The following is a 15,602-nucleotide window of genomic DNA, read 5'->3' on the forward strand; positions in this document are numbered from 1 at the left end:
TCATGTCGGAATCGGACCGTTGTCACGATCGTCTCGCCACGCCTGAGCGGGACTTCACTGAGATTTCCGAAGCGCCGGTGCGCGCTGACGAACGCAACGGGCCGAGTCCGGCAACATCGGCGGACACCGGGCGCCGCCGATTTCTTCAGTCCGCGGTGGCTGGCGCAGCATTGAGCGCAGCGCCGCTCGCTGCCCAGCATGCGCGGGCAGCCGATGCGCCCGTCGCGACGCCGCCCCTCGCACCCCCCGCTGTTGCCGCGCCACGCACGGTCGAACTCGATATCAATGGCCGGCGCTACGCGCTTCAACTCGAGGCTCGCGTGACCTTGCTCGATGCGTTGCGTGACTACGCAGGCCTTGTCGGCACGAAGAAGGGTTGCGATCGAGGTCAATGTGGCGCGTGCACCGTGCTTGTCAACGGACGGCGGGTCAACTCGTGTCTGACGCTCGCGGTCATGCACGAGGGCGATGCGATCACGACGATCGAAGGGCTTTCGGCCGCGGCGCATGGCGAGATCATGCAGAAGGCATTCGTCGAATACGATGCGTTCCAGTGTGGCTTCTGTACGCCGGGGCAGTTGTGTTCGGCCGCTGCCGTACTGAGCGAGTACGAGCGCGGCGATGCAAGCACCGTCACGGCCGCAATCCAGCGCAAGCCAGAGACGCTGACCGATGCCGAGATCCGCGAGCGCATGAGCGGCAATCTCTGTCGCTGCGGCGCGTATCAGAACATCGTCGGTGCGATACGCGCCTGCGCGCGCGCCGCCCATCTCCAGACCGATTCCACCGAACAGGCCGTCGTCCCCGCGCGTGCAGCTCGCACGTCCGGCGTCTGACGCGCGTCCCTTCGCGCCCTAAACGTCTCTGCATCCACGGAGCGACTCTCATGAATGCGATCGACTATCAGCGCGCGCCCGACCTCGCGTCGGCTGTGCGCGCCAATTCGCTGGCGGGCTCCGCCATCATCGGCGGCGGCACCAATTTGCTGGACCTGATGAAAGGCGGCGTCGCCCAGCCTGTGCGCCTGATCGATATCACGCGCATCGCCGGCCTCGACCAGATCACGACCCTGCCGGGCGGCGGCCTGCGCATCGGCGCAACGGTGCGCAACAGCGATCTCGCCAACCATGCGCTGGTTCGCGAGCGCTATCCCTTGCTGTCGCAAGCCCTGTTGGCGGGCGCCTCGGCTCAGCTTCGCAATATGGCCACGGTGGGCGGCAACCTGATGCAGCGCACGCGGTGCCACTACTTCTACGATGTGGTCTACGCCGAATGCAACAAGCGACGGCCGGGATCGGGATGCGCGGCGCAACAAGGATTCAACCGGATGCATGCGATCTTTGGCGCCGATGCCCGGCTCGATCCGAATGCGCTCGCGGGATCGACGGCAGCGGCCGCTGCGATGAATTCGCAAGGCGACGCAGGCGCTGCCCATTCGCAATGCATTGCCGTGCAGCCGTCCGATATGAGCGTCGGACTCGCAGCGCTCGATGCGACCGTGCGCGTGACCGGGCCCAACGGTGATCGCCTGATTGCGATGGAGCATTTTCACCGGCTGCCGGGAATGACACCCGAGCGCGACAACAACCTGGAACCGGGCGAGATCATTACGGCGGTCGATCTGCCGGCATCGAACTTCGGGTCTCACGTGCGTTACCTCAAGATACGTGACCGTGCCAGTTACGCATTCGCGCTCGTATCGGTTGCCGCTGCACTGGATATGGACGGCAACCGCGTGCGCAGCGCGCGGATCGTACTGGGCGGTGTTGCACACAAGCCGTGGCGTGCCGCGAGCGTCGAGCAGATGCTCACGGGCCGCACGCTCGACGACGCGACGCTCGCTCAGGCCGCCGCCAGCATGGTGCGCGAGGCACAGCCGTATCCCGGCAATGCCTTCAAGGTGACGCTCGCGCAGCGCGCCGTGATTCGCGCCGTACGCGAAGCTTCACAAGGAGTGCCGGCATGAATAGCGATCTCCGACTCGATGAGCCGCTCACAGGGCAACCCGCCGATCGTGCCGACGGTCGCCTCAAAGTCACGGGCGCGGCGCGTTATGCGAGCGACTGGGCCTTGCCCCGGCTCTCGCATGGCGTGCTGCTGACAAGCGGTACTGCGAAGGGACGTATCGCACGAATCGATACGACGGCGGCGCGCGCCATGCCGGGTGTGCTGCTCGTCATGACGCATGACAACGCGCCGAGGTTGCCCAAGGCCGGGCAGGGCGCATTTGGCCCGCCGGCGGGCCGGCGCCTGACTCTGCTGCAGGACGATCGGGTCGACTATCAGAATCAGCCGATTGCGATCGTGGTCGCCGATACGTTCGAGCATGCAGTCGATGCCGCTAACCATATTTCCGTGACATATCAGGTCGAGTCTCCGCGGCTCGATATGCAATCGATGAAGTCACAGTTGGCCACACCCGAACGTCTGACGCGTGATCCCGTCGACACGACGCGCGGTGCGCCCGATACATCGCTGCAATCGGGTTCGGCCCACGTCGATGCGGTCTACACGACGCCGTTCGAATACCACCTGCCGATGGAGCCCCATGCGACGACGGCCGAATGGGACGGCGATTCGTTGACGCTCTACGATGCGACGCAGGGCATCTCGGGATGTGTGAACACCGTATCGAAGACACTTGGCATCGAGCCCGCGAAGGTGCACGTGATCTGCCCTTTCGTCGGCGGGGGCTTCGGGTCGAAGGGCTCGGTGTGGTCCCATGTCGTGCTGACCGCGATGGCGGCCAAAGCAGTCGGCCGGCCTGTGCGTCTCGCGCTGCAACGCCCGCAGATGTTCGGCATGGTCGGTCACCGGCCCCAGACCGAGCAGCATATCCGGCTGGCCGCGCAGGCCGATGGCCGTCTCGTCGCGTTGCGGCACGATGTGGTGTCGACGACGTCGACGTTCGAGGACTGGACCGAGTCGTCAGCGGTCGTGTCGCGCATGCTGTACGACGTGCCGAACGCGGCGACCACCCATCGGCTGGCGCGCATCAATACAGGTACGCCGACGTTCACGCGTGCGCCGGGAGAAGCCAGCGGCTCGTTCGCACTCGAGGCCGCCATGGACGAGATGGCCTACGCATTGAACATGGATCCGCTGGAGCTGCGCTTGCGCAACTACGCGGAACGCGATCCGCAGGACGGCAAGCCGTTCAGCAGCAAATCGCTGCGCGACTGCTATACCGTCGGTGCACAACGATTCGGCTGGTCGCGCCGGTCGATGGCGCCGCGTTCGATGCGCGACGGCGATCAATGGATCGGATGGGGTATGGCGACGGCGAGTTACCCCGCGAATCGCAGCCCCGCTTCGGCGTTTGCGCGCATCCAGCCCGACGGCACGGCCATCGTGGGTTCGGGCACACAGGATCTCGGCACGGGCACGTACACGATCATGACGCAAGTGGCTGCCGATGCGCTGGGTTTCCCGATGCAGAACGTGCGCTTTGCGCTCGGCGATTCGACCTTGCCCGCCGCGCCGGTATCAGGTGGGTCGCAGTCGGCGGCCAGCGTCTCGCCGGCTGTGCAGGCCGCAGCGCTGTCGGCGCGTGATCGCCTGATCGGACTTGCCGTTGCGGACTCCGCGTCGCCCGTGCATGGCGCGTCGCCGGACGACGTCTTCGTCAAGGATGGATGGGTCACGTTGAAAGCCGATCCGTCGCGTCGTGATCCCGCTGCTGCGATCATTGCGCGCAACGGCGGGCAGGCGATCGAGGCCACGGTGCAAGTGAAGCCTTCTGATGATGCCCGCAACTATTCGAAGCATTCGTTCGGCGCCGTGTTTGCCGAGGTGCGCGTCGACGAGATGCTCGGGGTGATTCGCGTTTCGCGCATCGTCGCGGTCTATGACGTCGGACGTTTGCTCAACGAGAAGACCGCGCATAGTCAGCTGATGGGCGGCATCGTGTGGGGCGTCGGTCAGGCATTGACCGAGGAGGGCCTACTGGATCCGCGCTACGGACGGATAGCGAACAATAACTTCGCTGAGTATCACGTGCCGGTGAATGCGGATATCGGATCGATCGACATCAGTGTCATCGAGTCCGAAGACATGCACCTGAATCCGCTTGGCGCGCGAGGTATCGGCGAAATCGGCATCACGGGTGTTGCCGGCGCCGTCGGCAACGCGGTCTATCACGCTACGGGCGTGCGTGTGCGCAGTCTGCCGATCACACTCGATAAAGTCATTCGCGCGTGAGCGATCGCGCTCGTCGATCACGACGTCATGGAACATACGACGTCATGGAACAGATATCGAAGGGGTGTGCGCATTCACGTGCGCGCACCCCTTCGTGCCGCGGCTTAGCCGACTTTGACGTAAGTAAAGACTTTCGACACGCTGGGCGGCACATAAGCCCCGCCGATTCTCACGCGTGGAGTAAGGCGTTTGCGTTGATCCCACCAGACGCGCCGTTGTTGGTGATTTAAAAACCGCAAGTGACGGCGATACGCAAAAATACTCATGATGGCCTCGCTTACCGGATTGAAAAGCTCAGGACTCGACAGTGTCCTGCCCTAGACTTCCGATGCTGCGGCACGGCGCGTTCACTCCCTGCTGTTGAACTTTTGCGCACCGTACGACGGCATGTTCTCTTTGATTGGATTGTTACGCCGCTTGTTTCACTTTAATCAATACGGCGTATTTCGTCTTACCGCGCTGCGGGTTATTTACGAGCAAGGGGTGTGCCAATGGAGTCCGCAAGCGCCGATGCGGGCCGCAAGCGAAGTGGCGCCACCGGATCTTGAGCAAAACGATAAGGAGTTGAAACGTTGACGAGTTCAGGCGCACGTTGGAAGCGGGGACACGACCCTCATTCCTATGAAGATCGTGTGTCCGCCGTGCGGCGTTTCACTGACTGTCACGCTTCCGGGTGCACGCGCTCCACACGCTTTCAAGCTTGAAAATGGTGGGCACATTCCAACACGGCAGATGCGCGCCGGGCTCAGGTCATTGCCACTGAGCGGTTGGCGAGACGGCCCAGGCTCACGAGCGCTGCCGTCGCGGAGAACGCCGCGCCCACCAGCAGCGTGATCGTGGTGCCATGCGCCGGAATCAGGCCGAAGATCAGCGCGACGAGCGCTGCCCCGAATGTCTGACCCGTGAGACGCGCCATGCCGAGCATGCCGCTTGCGCCGCCGCTGCGTGCGCGTGGGGCAGATGAAAGGATCGCGCGATTGTTCGGTGTCTGGAACAGGCCATAACCGAACCCGCATACCGCCATGCGCCAGCAGATGTCGAACGCACCCGGATGCGCAGGCAAACCTGCGAGCGCAAACAGGCCGCCGGCAAACGCAAACAGTCCGATGCCGCCGAGCACGCCCGCCGGAATGCGATCGGACAAGACGCTCGACAACGGCGCGACAAACACGATGGTCAGGGGCCATGGCGTCATCAGCAGACCGGTCTCGACCTGCGAGCGGCCCAGCGCATCCTGCAGATAAAACGGAAGCGAAACGAAAGCGAGCATCTGCGCGACGAACGCGCAGACCGATGTGCCGATGGCCATCGCGAACATCGGAATGCGCAACAGATCGACGGGCAGCAACGGAGCGGTCTGCGAGAGTTGGCGGCGCACGAAAAACACGCCGATCACGAGCGACCCTGCGGCTTCGGCGATGACCCAGTTGCGTCCATCGGCATGCCCGAGTCCGTCGACCGCAAGGATCGCGAGTCCGAACGTCAGGGCGTTGAGCACCGCACTCGTGTAGTCGTAGGGACGATCGTGCAATTCATTGTTCGGCATCGTGCGCAGGCCGAGACCGACCGCAAGAACACCCAGCGGCACGTTGATCGCGAATAGCCAGTGCCAGCTCGCGATCGACAGGATGCCCGAGGCCAGTGTCGGCCCGATCGCTGTCGAGATGGCGACGACGCTCGCATTGATCGAGACGCCTCTGCCGAGCAAGCGGGCCGGGAAGATCATCCGGATCACGGCGATGTTGACGCTCATCAGCCCCGATGCGCCGAAGCCCTGGAAGACGCGCGCAACGGTCAGCATCGACATCGAATTCGACGTTGCGCACAGCAGCGACGCGATCGTGAACAGCGTGAGCCCGCCGAGATACACCTTGCGGAAGCCGACGCGCTCGGCGAGGGACGCGAGCGGCAGCAACGAGATCATGACGGCCATCTGGTACGCGTTGACGACCCAGACCGACGTGGCGGGATCGGAGTGCAGTTCGCGCGCGATCGTCGGCAGCGCCACGTTGGCAATCGCGCCATCGAGAACGGCGAGCATGGTGCCGAGTGCGAGCACAAACAACGCGTAGTAGCGACGCGGTGTGGGAAGTCCGTCGGGGTGTTGCATGGTCGGCGCGAGGAGGGCGGGCAATCCCGCATTGTAGCGGTCGCTTCAGAGACGTGCGTTGAACGGGGGCCTGATGAGGCTCGCGAAGTTGCTCGTGATCGCTGATCGATCGCCGATCGGGACGTGTTTCGAAACAGAAACATCTGAGCGGTGTATCGCACACAGCGGCGTGCAGTCCGGCTGGCGGGGCGCAGGGCGTACGGAAGCGGTTTTATCTAGCGAATCCGTTGTAAAAACCGGTTAAATGTTCGGAGCCCAACATAAAAAGGAAATTCGACCCGATAGCATTCCGGGTACTACGAGATCGCCGAAAAAGGCCATTGGAGAATCGAATGCCCACCTTCCTGGCGATCCTTGCCGTGGCGTTCTTCGCACTCGCGTGGATGTCGATTCGCGAGCAGCGACGAGAAGCCGCGAAGTCCGAGCACCAGCGCCGCGCGCGTGCGTTCGCGCAGACTTCGGCAGCCTGCAGCTATATCCAGGAAATCAATCGTTCGCGTTCGTTCCCGCTTGTGCCGACTGCCAATCTGAAGGTCGTCGACGGCGAGTTCAGCCTGTTGTTCGAGCATTGCACGCAATATGAAGTCGTCAATGCACGGCTTGCGCGGCAGCGCGCGCGGCGTCGTGCCGCGGGCCAGAGCGTGCGTGCGCGCATGCCGATACGGGTGAACTCCGGTGACGGCAGTTCCGAACTGGCGCATCCGGTTGGCGGCGGCGAGCTGTTTCTCACGAATCAACGGCTTGTTTTCATGTCGCCGGCGCGCTCGACGAACATTCAGCTTGGGGATGTGATCGGCATTCGCGGCAGCGCCGATACGCTGTCGATCCATATGGCGCGCCGTCGCCGTCCCTATCATTTCTCTGTCGAGAATCCGGTGCTGTGGGCCTTGCTCGCCAAGATGATGAGCTCGCACACCCCGGCCTCGCCTGTGCTCCCCGATGGCATGCGCCTGCATGCTGCACCGACCGGCGTGCCTGGCGAAGTGCATCTCGAAGCGACGCATGCGCGCGGTTGGGAAACACCGCTCGCGCAGAACTAAACATTCCTGTTTCGCCGCGCTTTGGCGTGTGCTTGATGTGTGTCCGCGTGTGTTTCGAGCGGACACGGGGCGCTCGCATCGGTCAATGCGTTCGCTTGCGAACATGTTGAGCGTGACCCGGTACGAAGTCCTTGCGCACTGACGCCAGGTCGCAGGAGCGCACGGTCACAAGAGCGAGGCGCCGAAGCGATTGTGCCCGGATCGGCATGGATGTTACGCCGATGTTCTGTTCGCACGTCCCGATGTGTACGTAACACCGATACACGCACGTTGGGTTTGCGCGGACAGTGTTGCGCTCGACCCCACTGTCCTGTCTACGCTGCTGCCTGCTTCGATCTGCTCAACGGCCGTAAGCCGGGTCGACGGGCAGGCCTGCGAGATTGAAGACCGCACGCAACGTCGCAGGGCGGATATCGCGCTGTGCAGCCAGCGCCGTCAACACGTAGTCGACCGCCTTGGCGAGGCGCAGGATCCGCAGCGTCGCCAGCGTATCCGGCGTGCCGCGGCGCATGGACTCGGCCACGTGCAGCATGGTGTTGGCCGCATCGCGTGCCATTTCAAGCTCAAGCTGTTGCTTGGCTGTCCAACGTGGGAAGTCGAGCAACTTGTCCAGCATGTCGCGGAATTTTTGCTCTGCATCCTGATTCGGCTGGGCTTGCATTGTCATGATCGTCTCCCCAAAGAACCTGCGCGACCTCGTGTCGGCAGTCCGGCGAATCGGGCCGTCGCTCGAGTAGATGCACGATCTGTTCCAGGTCTTGCCTCACGCATGATGGAACGGGTCTCGCACGCAACGGGCGCTGCCACTTGAGAAAAACGTAACGTAATTGAATCACCAAAAGCGCCGGATGTCCTTGCGGTTCGCTCATGAGGGCGTATCCGAAACACCGGGGTATCCGTTGCCCTGCCTGGGTGGTCGGTGCGTGACCCAGCTGCCGCGCAGCGCCGCGAACGCAAGTGCAGAGTTGAAGCATAGCGCCGGCCGATCGATTTCATCCGCCAGCTTCGAGTCAATCAGGTATCCGGGCCGGGTGGCGAAACTGTCCGTCCTTGCGACGCGCAGGTGGTGAGCGGGTTACCATGGCGCCGTCGCCATGCCATGTGTGTCGTATTCGATGTCGCGAAGCGAGTCGGTGTCATCGAGTGTCGTTTCGTTTAGTTGCGCCTTGTCTTGTTTCGTATCGTCTCGTCGCGTCTTGTCTCGTCGCGCATGGCCCCGACACTGAACACCGAGCCTCCTTCCATCGATAAATCCGGACACACTGCATGACTACCAATCCGCGCATTGCCGAGCATCCGATCGAACAGCAATTTCTCGAACGCTGGTCGCCCCGTGCCTACACCGGCGACGAGATCCCCGAGGCAACGCTCAAGTCGCTGCTGGAAGCGGCACGCTGGGCCCCGTCCTGCTATAACGCGCAGCCCTGGCGTTTTATTTATGCGCGCCGCAATACGCCGCATTGGGAACAGTTTCTCGGCTTCTTGAACGAGTTCAATCAGGCATGGGCCAAGAACGCGGCTGCGCTGGTCATCGCGATTTCGAAGAACACGTCGCTGCCGCCGGGCGCGACGGAAGAAGTGCCCTGGCCGACGCATTCGTTCGATGCGGGCGCCGCATGGGGCTACCTCGCGCTGCAGGCCTCCTATTCGGGCTGGCCCGCGCACGGCATGGCCGGCATTCACAAGGACAAGATCCGCGCCGAGCTCGGCTTGCCGGACAACTACATCATCGAAGCCGCGATCGCGATCGGCAAGCAGGCCGACAAGTCGACGTTGCCCGAAGCGCTCCAGCAGCGTGAGCTGCCGAGCCCGCGCAAGCCGCTCTCGGAATTCGCGTCGGAAGGCAAGTTCATCGGCTGATCGCCGAATGTCGTTGATCGCACGTCGTTGAATGCACGTCGTTGAATGCACGTCGCTGATTGCGCGCTGCAGATCGGACGTCGCAGATCTCGTGCTATGACGAACAACCGGGCACTGCGTCTGTCGGCGCATGCCCGGTTTTTTTACGTGGATGGGGTCTGGGGGGCTCAGTTGCCGTCTATTCACACCTCGTCACAGCGTCACAGCGTTATCGCGTCACAGGGGCGCTGCGGCACCGTGCGGTGCGATGGCGCTAGCTGTTGTCCGACGCTGTCGCACGTGCGCGACGCGTGGGCCGGGGTGCGGGGTCTGATGGACGGCGTGTCAGCGACGTCACCGCGTGCCGGATCGTTTCGACCGGATGCCGCGCGTGGATGACCTGCCAGAATTGCCAGACCAGATCGGCATCGGCCAGCGCCCGATGGCGGCCAAGCGGCTCGAGCGCATACCGCTCGACGATTGCGCTGAGACCGTGGCGTCCAGCGTCCGGAAACAGCTTGCGCGACAGCTGGACCGTGCACAGCATGTCGGCCTCGAAGGCCACGCCCGCACGCTCGAACGAGCGCTGCAGGAATCCGTAATCGAAGCGCGCGTTGTGGGCGACGAAGAGCCGCTCGCGCAGACGCGCTGCCAACGCCGGCGCCAGTGACTCGAACACGGGCTGGCCGCGCACCATGTCGTTCGAGATGCCCGTGAGCTCCTGGATAAACAGGGGAATCTCGCGTCCGGGGTCGACCAGCGATGTCCAGGTCTCGACGCCGTATCGACTGACCTCGACGACGCCGATTTCGGTGATCCGGTCCGTCTGGGCGTTGCCGCCCGTCGTTTCCAGGTCGACAAAGACCATCGGGCGCTCGAGTGCGCCCAGCATGCGGTCGAGCAGGGCATCGCCGTTGGCGCGGCCGAGTTCGGCCACGGCCTCGCGGACCTGCTCGAATACGGGATCGTCGGTTATCGGTTTGTCTTCCATTCGGCGGTCACAACGTAGACATCAGAATACTGTATATTTGTACAGTGTCGCTCGCAGCGTCACCGGGGGTCCTGCCTGGATTCATGCGGGATCGGTCGGATTCCGGACGGGTCGTCGCCCCCATTTGCGAGGCCGCGCAGTCAGCATTGTCGCTGAAACCTGAACAAACCATGAGCGCCGTGTGCCGGCGCGAGGAGATTCGCATGAATGTCGTCGCAGAGCGGCGCCCGGCTGTCTCGCGCGCACAGCCCAACTCCAACCCGGGCGCCAACCCGAACCTCAACGCCCATCCGAACCTCGGCGAGAACCCGAACCCGAGGTCCAAGCCGCTGCGGGAGGCCATGCCCGAAGTCGCCGGCTTTATCGACGCGCTGCGCGACGCATTTGGCCGCGACAGCATCGACCCCGCCTTGAGCCAGGGCCTTGCCGGAGAGCCGACGTTTTACGCCGTCGAAGGCGGGCATGCCGTCGGCACGCCAATTTCGTCGGACACGGGCACAGCATGGCGTGCCGTTGGTATCCGCGACCGGTACTATTGCAACGGATGCGATGGCCGTTGTGCGGGCACGGAAGCGCGATGCTCGGTGGCGGCCCCCTTAGAACACGACGTGCGTGCCGGATTCGATACCGGATTCTGAATCCGCGCAGACCGTCGATCTCTGAACCCAGGAGGGCAGGCAGATGGCGGCAGGCGGTTTTTCAGACGCGCGGCTCGCGCGGATCGGCGACGCGATGGCGCGCCATGTCGATGTCGCCGACGGCGGCACGGGTGTCGCTGGGATGGTCACACTGCTGCACCGCCACGGCGAACTTGCCTTCGCCGATGCGCGTGGCTATCGCGATGCCGAGACGCGAACGCCCATTGCGCGCGATTCGATCTTTCGGATCGCGTCGATGACGAAGCCGATCACCACCGTGGCCGCGCTCATGCTGCGGGAAGAGGGGCGTCTGCGGCTGCGTGACCCGATCGAGAAGTGGTTGCCCGAGTTTGCCTCGCCGCGTGTCATGCGCTCGCCGGAGGGATCGGTGGACGACACGGTACCGGCGGCACAGAAGATCACTGTATTCGACCTGCTTACACATCGTGCCGGGCTTGCCTACGATTTCACGGCGCCACCCGCGCTTGCGCCGCTCTATGCGCAGGCGTTCAATGGCCTGCACACTCGGGCGAGTTCCGATGAATGCGTGCGACGACTCGCAGGTATTCCGCTGCTCTATCAGCCCGGCGAGCGCTGGTTCTACAGCGTGTCGATCGATCTGCTCGGCGTGCTGATCGCGCGCGTGACCGGCATGACGCTCGGCGAATACTTCCGCACGCGGATTTTCGAGCCGCTGGGCATGCACGACACGGGTTTCACGCTGCGCGATGATCAGGTATCGCGGATGACAAGCGCGTACGTGTTCAACGATTCGACGAATAACGTCCTGATCGCCGATCACGCGACAGAGAGCGTCTGGGCGCATCAGGGCAGGTTCGAAGGGGGCGGGGGCGGACTGATCTCCACAGCCGACGATTACCTTCAGTTTGCGAAGCTGATGCTCGGTCGCGGACGCGTGAACGGCGTGCGGCTCCTGTCGCACGCGTCGGTCGATCTGATGACATCGAACGTGCTGAGCGCGGAGGAGCGCGCGCGACCGACATTCGGGCTCGATTTCTGGGCGGGGCAGACCTTCGGGCTCGGCCTGTCGATCGTCGACGATCCCGTCAAGCGCTTGCCGCTCGGGTATCGAAGCGTTGGTGCCTATAGCTGGGGCGGGGCGTTCGGAACAAACTGGCTCGCTGATCCGCGCGAGGACATGATCGGCATCTTCATGATCCAGCGGCGTTCCGAGTCGCACTACCCGGTGTCGGCCGAGTTCGAACGGCTTGCCTACGACGCGATCGACGATTGAATACGCGTGCGGGGAACCGTCGTGCGCACCGCGCGCACGACGGTGGCATCGATCAGTGGCCGCCTTCCGCGTGATACTGCGTCACGCGCTCGACTTCGTTCTTCGAGCCGAGGAACACGGCAACACGCTCATGCAGATGCTGCGGTTTCAGATCCAGGATGCGCGACGTGCCATTGGTGGCCGCACCGCCGGCCTGCTCGACGAGAAACGCCATCGGATTGGCTTCGTACATCAGCCGCAGCTTGCCCGGGCGCGACGGGTCGCGCTTGTCCGCCGGGTACATGAAAATGCCGCCACGCGTCAGGATCCGGTTCACGTCAGCGACCATCGACGCGATCCAGCGCATATTGAAGTCCTCGCCGCGCGGGCCGTCCTTGCCGGCTTCGAGTTCGTCGATATAGCGCGTGACAGGCGGATACCAGTGACGCGCATTCGACGCGTTGATCGAATACTCGTGGGTATCTTCCGGGATCTTCATGTCGCGCGTCGTCAGGACCCATGAGCCGAGCTCACGGTCGAGCGTGAACGACTGCACGCCATTGCCGGTAGTCAGCACGAGCACCGTTTGCGGGCCGTACACCGCGTAGCCTGCCGCGACCTGGCGCGAACCCTCCTGCAGGAACGATTGCTCGCTCGGGCTCTCGATGTTGTCCGGGCAACGCAGCACTGAGAAGATCGTGCCGATCGATACGTTCACGTCGATGTTCGACGAGCCGTCGAGCGGATCGAACAGCAACAGGTATTCGCCCTTCGGGTAGCGATTGGGAATCGGGTGAATCTTCTCGAGTTCTTCCGAGGCCATGGCGGCGAGGTTGCCGCCCCATTCATTGGCTTCGAGCAGAATCTCGTTGGACAGGATGTCGAGCTTTTTCTGGACTTCGCCCTGCACGTTTTCGCTGCCCGCCACCCCGAGCACGTCGCCCAGCGCGCCTTTGCTCACGTGGTGCGCAATCGCCTTGCATGCGCGTGCGACAACCTCGATCAACAGACGCAGGTCGCCGGGAATATTGTCGTGCTGGCGCTGCTGCTCGATCAGGTACTGCGTTAGGGTAGTGCGTCGGGCCATTGAAAACTCCGTGACTGATAACGCCCCCGATTGTACGCGCCGATCGCAACGGTTCTATGTCGACCGGCATCTCCACTAGAATGGCGGTTCCGGCGGTTGACTCTTCTTAAAACGGAGACACCATGTCGTACATGCTGCTCATCGTCGAACCGACTGATCAACGCGACACGCGCACGATCGAAGACGGGCGTGCGCTTTACGACCGGATGGTCCGATTCACCGAGGACCTCTCGGCGCGAGGCATCCTTCAGGCGAGCAATTCGCTGATTTCCGACAAACGTGCGACACGCGTCCAGATACGGGACGGAGAATCCCGTCTCGTCGACGGCCCGTTCGCCGAGGTCAAGGAAATGATCGGCGGTTTCTTCCTGCTCGATTGCGACACGCACGAGGAAGCCCTGCAAATCGCGCGCGAGTGCCCGGCGGCCGAGTGGTGCACGGTCGAAGTCCGCGAAACGGGGCCGTGCTACTTGTAGGCACGCCCCCGCCGCACGGGCACTGAGTTAATGAGTCACTGTGGCCCCGAAGCAAGGTACGCAAGGCAGGCTCCCAATGCGCCTTCGCTGAAGCGTGCAATATGACGTGCTCAGCCGTGTCGATTTTCGTTCGCGCAGTTCGTCGTGTGGGTGGGAGGTGGGCCGCGTAGCCGGTTGCCACGTTCAACTCATACAACATGGAGAACAAGCGATGCGATTCATGATCATTGTGCGCGGCAACGCCATTAGCGAGTCGGGAGCAATGCCCGACGAGCAGCTCATGGCCGCCATGGCCTCGTTTCACGAAGATCTGGCAAAAGCGGGCGTATTGCTCGACGCGACCGGACTGCAGCCGACTTCGAAGGGCTGGCGCATTCGCTACGACACAGGCGGCAAGCGCACGATTCTCGACGGACCGTTCACGGAGTCAAAAGAACTCGTCGCAGGCTATACGATCATCCAGGTCCGTTCGCGCGAAGAAGCGCTTGAATGGACGCGGCGTTTCCCCGCGCCGTTCGGCCCGGACATGCAAAGCGAAATCGAGGTCCGGCAGCTTTACGAGGCCGAGGATTTCCAGGACATGCCCGGGTCGCAATGCTTGCGCGCACTGAAAGCTGACACCCAATGAACGGACCCGCGCAGCGTGACGCTGCAACGCATCGCGCGATCGAGGCCGTCTGGCGCATCGAGTCCGCGAAAGTCATCGCTCACGTTGCGCGGATTGTTCGCGATGTCGGCTCGGCCGAAGAGATCGCGCAGGACGCCCTCGTCGCTGCGCTCGAACACTGGCCCACCGAGGGCGTGCCGGACAACCCGGGAGCGTGGCTGATGACGACCGCCAAGCGTCGCGCGCTCGACAAGCTCAAGCTCGATGCGCTGCACCATCGCAAGCACGACGAGCTTGGCGCGGACCTCGACGCGCTCGAAGCGCACGTCGTGCCCGATTTCGTCGATGGCCTTGACGCCGCGCGCGCCGACGATATCGGCGACGATCTGCTGCGGCTGATTTTTACGGCGTGTCACCCCGTGTTGTCGACCGACGCGCGCGTCGCGCTGACCCTGCGTCTGCTTGGCGGCCTGACGACAGATGAAATCGCACGGGCCTACCTGAGCAGCGAAGCCACTATTGCGCAGCGCATCGTGCGCGCCAAACGCACGCTGACGGCGGCGAAGGTGCCGTTCGAGTTGCCGCGTGCCGACGCGCGCGGGGCACGTCTCGCATCGGTGCTCGAGGTCATCTACCTGATCTTCAACGAAGGGTATTCCGCCACGGCCGGCGATGACTGGATGCGCCCGGCGCTGTGCGAAGAAGCGTTGAGGCTCGGACGCATACTTGCGGGACTTGCGCCCAAGGAAGGAGAAGTGCACGGCCTCGTCGCACTGATGGAAATTCAGGCCTCGCGCCTGCATGCACGCACGGATACGGAAGGCCGGCCGGTCCTGTTGTTTGATCAGGACCGCAGCCGTTGGGACCGTCTGCTGATCCGGCGGGGCCTCGAAGCGCTCGATCGCGCGATCGCGTCGGGCGGCGACGCGGGGCCGTACACGCTTCAGGCAGCGCTTGCTGCCTGCCACGCGCGCGCCAATACGCCCGAAGAAACCGACTGGAACCAGATCGTCGCGCTCTACGATGCACTGGCGCAGATTGCGCCATCGCCTGTCGTCGCGTTGAATCGTGCGGTAGCGGTAGGGATGGCGTTCGGCCCGCAAGCCGGTCTGGACTGTGTCGACGCACTGGTCGACGATCCCGCGCTGTCGAGATATCACTGGCTGCCGAGTGTGCGCGGCGACCTTCTCGCCAAACTCGGCCGCATCGACGAAGCGCGCGCGGAACTGGCGCGTGCTGCGTCGATGACCCGCAACGCGCGTGAGCGGGAGTTACTGCTTGAACGCGCGAGCCGCTTGCACTGACGCCTGCAACGTGATCGTTGTGCCGTCCTGCAGCTGACGAGCGCCGCTGGCCCGGCGACTACCGACGGGCGGCTAT

General features: G+C 63.5%; 15 protein-coding genes. 11 read left to right on the plus strand and 4 right to left on the minus strand.

Annotated elements, in window-relative coordinates; genetic code table 11:
* Positions 1-2 precede the first annotated feature (2 nt).
* The 4 genes from ACMFWR_RS06105 (at position 3) to ACMFWR_RS06120 (ending at position 4,776) form a co-directional block, all read left to right on the plus strand.
* A complete protein-coding gene (locus tag ACMFWR_RS06105) occupies positions 3-836 on the plus strand; it encodes a 2Fe-2S iron-sulfur cluster-binding protein (RefSeq protein WP_413194114.1) in 834 nt (277 codons plus the stop codon).
* A gap of 50 nt (positions 837-886) precedes the next feature.
* Positions 887-1,966, plus strand: a complete 1,080-nt coding sequence (locus tag ACMFWR_RS06110) for an FAD binding domain-containing protein (protein ID WP_413194115.1) — start codon at positions 887-889, stop codon at positions 1,964-1,966.
* Positions 1,963-4,200 (plus strand): xanthine dehydrogenase family protein molybdopterin-binding subunit, encoded by a 2,238-nt coding sequence (locus tag ACMFWR_RS06115; protein WP_413194116.1) that lies wholly within the window; start codon positions 1,963-1,965, stop codon positions 4,198-4,200. Before ACMFWR_RS06110 ends, ACMFWR_RS06115 begins: the two co-directional genes overlap by 4 nt.
* A 387-nt stretch (positions 4,201-4,587) precedes the next feature.
* Positions 4,588-4,776: a hypothetical protein gene (locus ACMFWR_RS06120; RefSeq protein WP_413194117.1), complete on the plus strand. Its 189-nt coding sequence runs from the start codon at positions 4,588-4,590 to the stop codon at positions 4,774-4,776.
* Between the two features lie 169 nt (positions 4,777-4,945).
* Here ACMFWR_RS06120 and ACMFWR_RS06125 read toward each other — a convergent pair whose 3' ends face one another.
* Positions 4,946-6,310, minus strand: a complete 1,365-nt coding sequence (locus tag ACMFWR_RS06125; RefSeq protein ID WP_413194118.1) for an MFS transporter — start codon at positions 6,308-6,310, stop codon at positions 4,946-4,948.
* A 332-nt stretch (positions 6,311-6,642) separates the two neighbouring features.
* Between ACMFWR_RS06125 and ACMFWR_RS06130 the strand changes: the two genes are divergently transcribed.
* Positions 6,643-7,350 (plus strand): hypothetical protein, encoded by a 708-nt coding sequence (locus ACMFWR_RS06130; protein ID WP_413194119.1) that lies wholly within the window; start codon positions 6,643-6,645, stop codon positions 7,348-7,350.
* A gap of 340 nt (positions 7,351-7,690) precedes the next feature.
* On the opposite strand, the gene ACMFWR_RS06135 is transcribed toward ACMFWR_RS06130, so the two are convergent.
* Complete coding sequence (locus tag ACMFWR_RS06135) at positions 7,691-8,011, minus strand: DNA-binding protein (RefSeq protein ID WP_413194798.1); 321 nt, start codon at positions 8,009-8,011, stop codon at positions 7,691-7,693.
* Between the two features lie 605 nt (positions 8,012-8,616).
* Between ACMFWR_RS06135 and ACMFWR_RS06140 the strand changes: the two genes are divergently transcribed.
* Positions 8,617-9,210, plus strand: a complete 594-nt coding sequence (locus ACMFWR_RS06140; RefSeq protein ID WP_413194120.1) for a nitroreductase family protein — start codon at positions 8,617-8,619, stop codon at positions 9,208-9,210.
* A gap of 253 nt (positions 9,211-9,463) precedes the next feature.
* Here the strand turns inward: ACMFWR_RS06140 and ACMFWR_RS06145 are convergent, their stop codons facing one another.
* Positions 9,464-10,180 carry a PolC-type DNA polymerase III gene (locus tag ACMFWR_RS06145; RefSeq protein ID WP_413194121.1) on the minus strand — a complete coding sequence of 239 codons (717 nt, stop codon included), beginning with the start codon at positions 10,178-10,180 and terminating at the stop codon, positions 9,464-9,466.
* Positions 10,181-10,383: 203 nt separating this feature from the next.
* On the opposite strand from ACMFWR_RS06145, the gene ACMFWR_RS06150 reads away from it, so the two are divergent.
* Both ACMFWR_RS06150 and ACMFWR_RS06155 read left to right on the plus strand, forming a co-directional pair.
* Positions 10,384-10,818, plus strand: coding sequence for a hypothetical protein (locus ACMFWR_RS06150; protein WP_413194122.1), 435 nt, complete (start codon positions 10,384-10,386; stop codon positions 10,816-10,818).
* Between the two features lie 43 nt (positions 10,819-10,861).
* Positions 10,862-12,073: a serine hydrolase domain-containing protein gene (locus ACMFWR_RS06155; protein WP_413194123.1), complete on the plus strand. Its 1,212-nt coding sequence runs from the start codon at positions 10,862-10,864 to the stop codon at positions 12,071-12,073.
* Between the two features lie 52 nt (positions 12,074-12,125).
* Here ACMFWR_RS06155 and ACMFWR_RS06160 read toward each other — a convergent pair whose 3' ends face one another.
* On the minus strand, positions 12,126-13,139 hold the full coding sequence (locus ACMFWR_RS06160; protein ID WP_413194124.1) for a class 1 fructose-bisphosphatase: 1,014 nt from the start codon (positions 13,137-13,139) through the stop codon (positions 12,126-12,128).
* Positions 13,140-13,261: 122 nt separating this feature from the next.
* Between ACMFWR_RS06160 and ACMFWR_RS06165 the strand changes: the two genes are divergently transcribed.
* The 3 genes from ACMFWR_RS06165 to ACMFWR_RS06175 all read left to right on the plus strand — a co-directional run bounded on the left by ACMFWR_RS06165 (position 13,262) and on the right by ACMFWR_RS06175 (position 15,526).
* The gene (locus ACMFWR_RS06165; protein WP_413194125.1) at positions 13,262-13,615 is read left to right on the plus strand and encodes a YciI family protein; all 354 of its coding nucleotides are present in this window, start codon (positions 13,262-13,264) and stop codon (positions 13,613-13,615) included.
* 211 nt (positions 13,616-13,826) lie between these two features.
* Positions 13,827-14,243: a YciI family protein gene (locus tag ACMFWR_RS06170; RefSeq protein ID WP_413194126.1), complete on the plus strand. Its 417-nt coding sequence runs from the start codon at positions 13,827-13,829 to the stop codon at positions 14,241-14,243.
* Positions 14,240-15,526 (plus strand): RNA polymerase sigma factor, encoded by a 1,287-nt coding sequence (locus tag ACMFWR_RS06175; RefSeq protein ID WP_413194127.1) that lies wholly within the window; start codon positions 14,240-14,242, stop codon positions 15,524-15,526. The genes ACMFWR_RS06170 and ACMFWR_RS06175 overlap by 4 nt, the downstream gene beginning before the upstream one ends.
* The last annotated feature ends 76 nt before the right edge of the window (positions 15,527-15,602 follow it).

The sequence above is a fragment of the Pararobbsia alpina genome (assembly GCF_965118125.1).
Taxonomy (GTDB): Bacteria; Pseudomonadota; Gammaproteobacteria; order Burkholderiales; family Burkholderiaceae; genus Pararobbsia; species Pararobbsia alpina_A.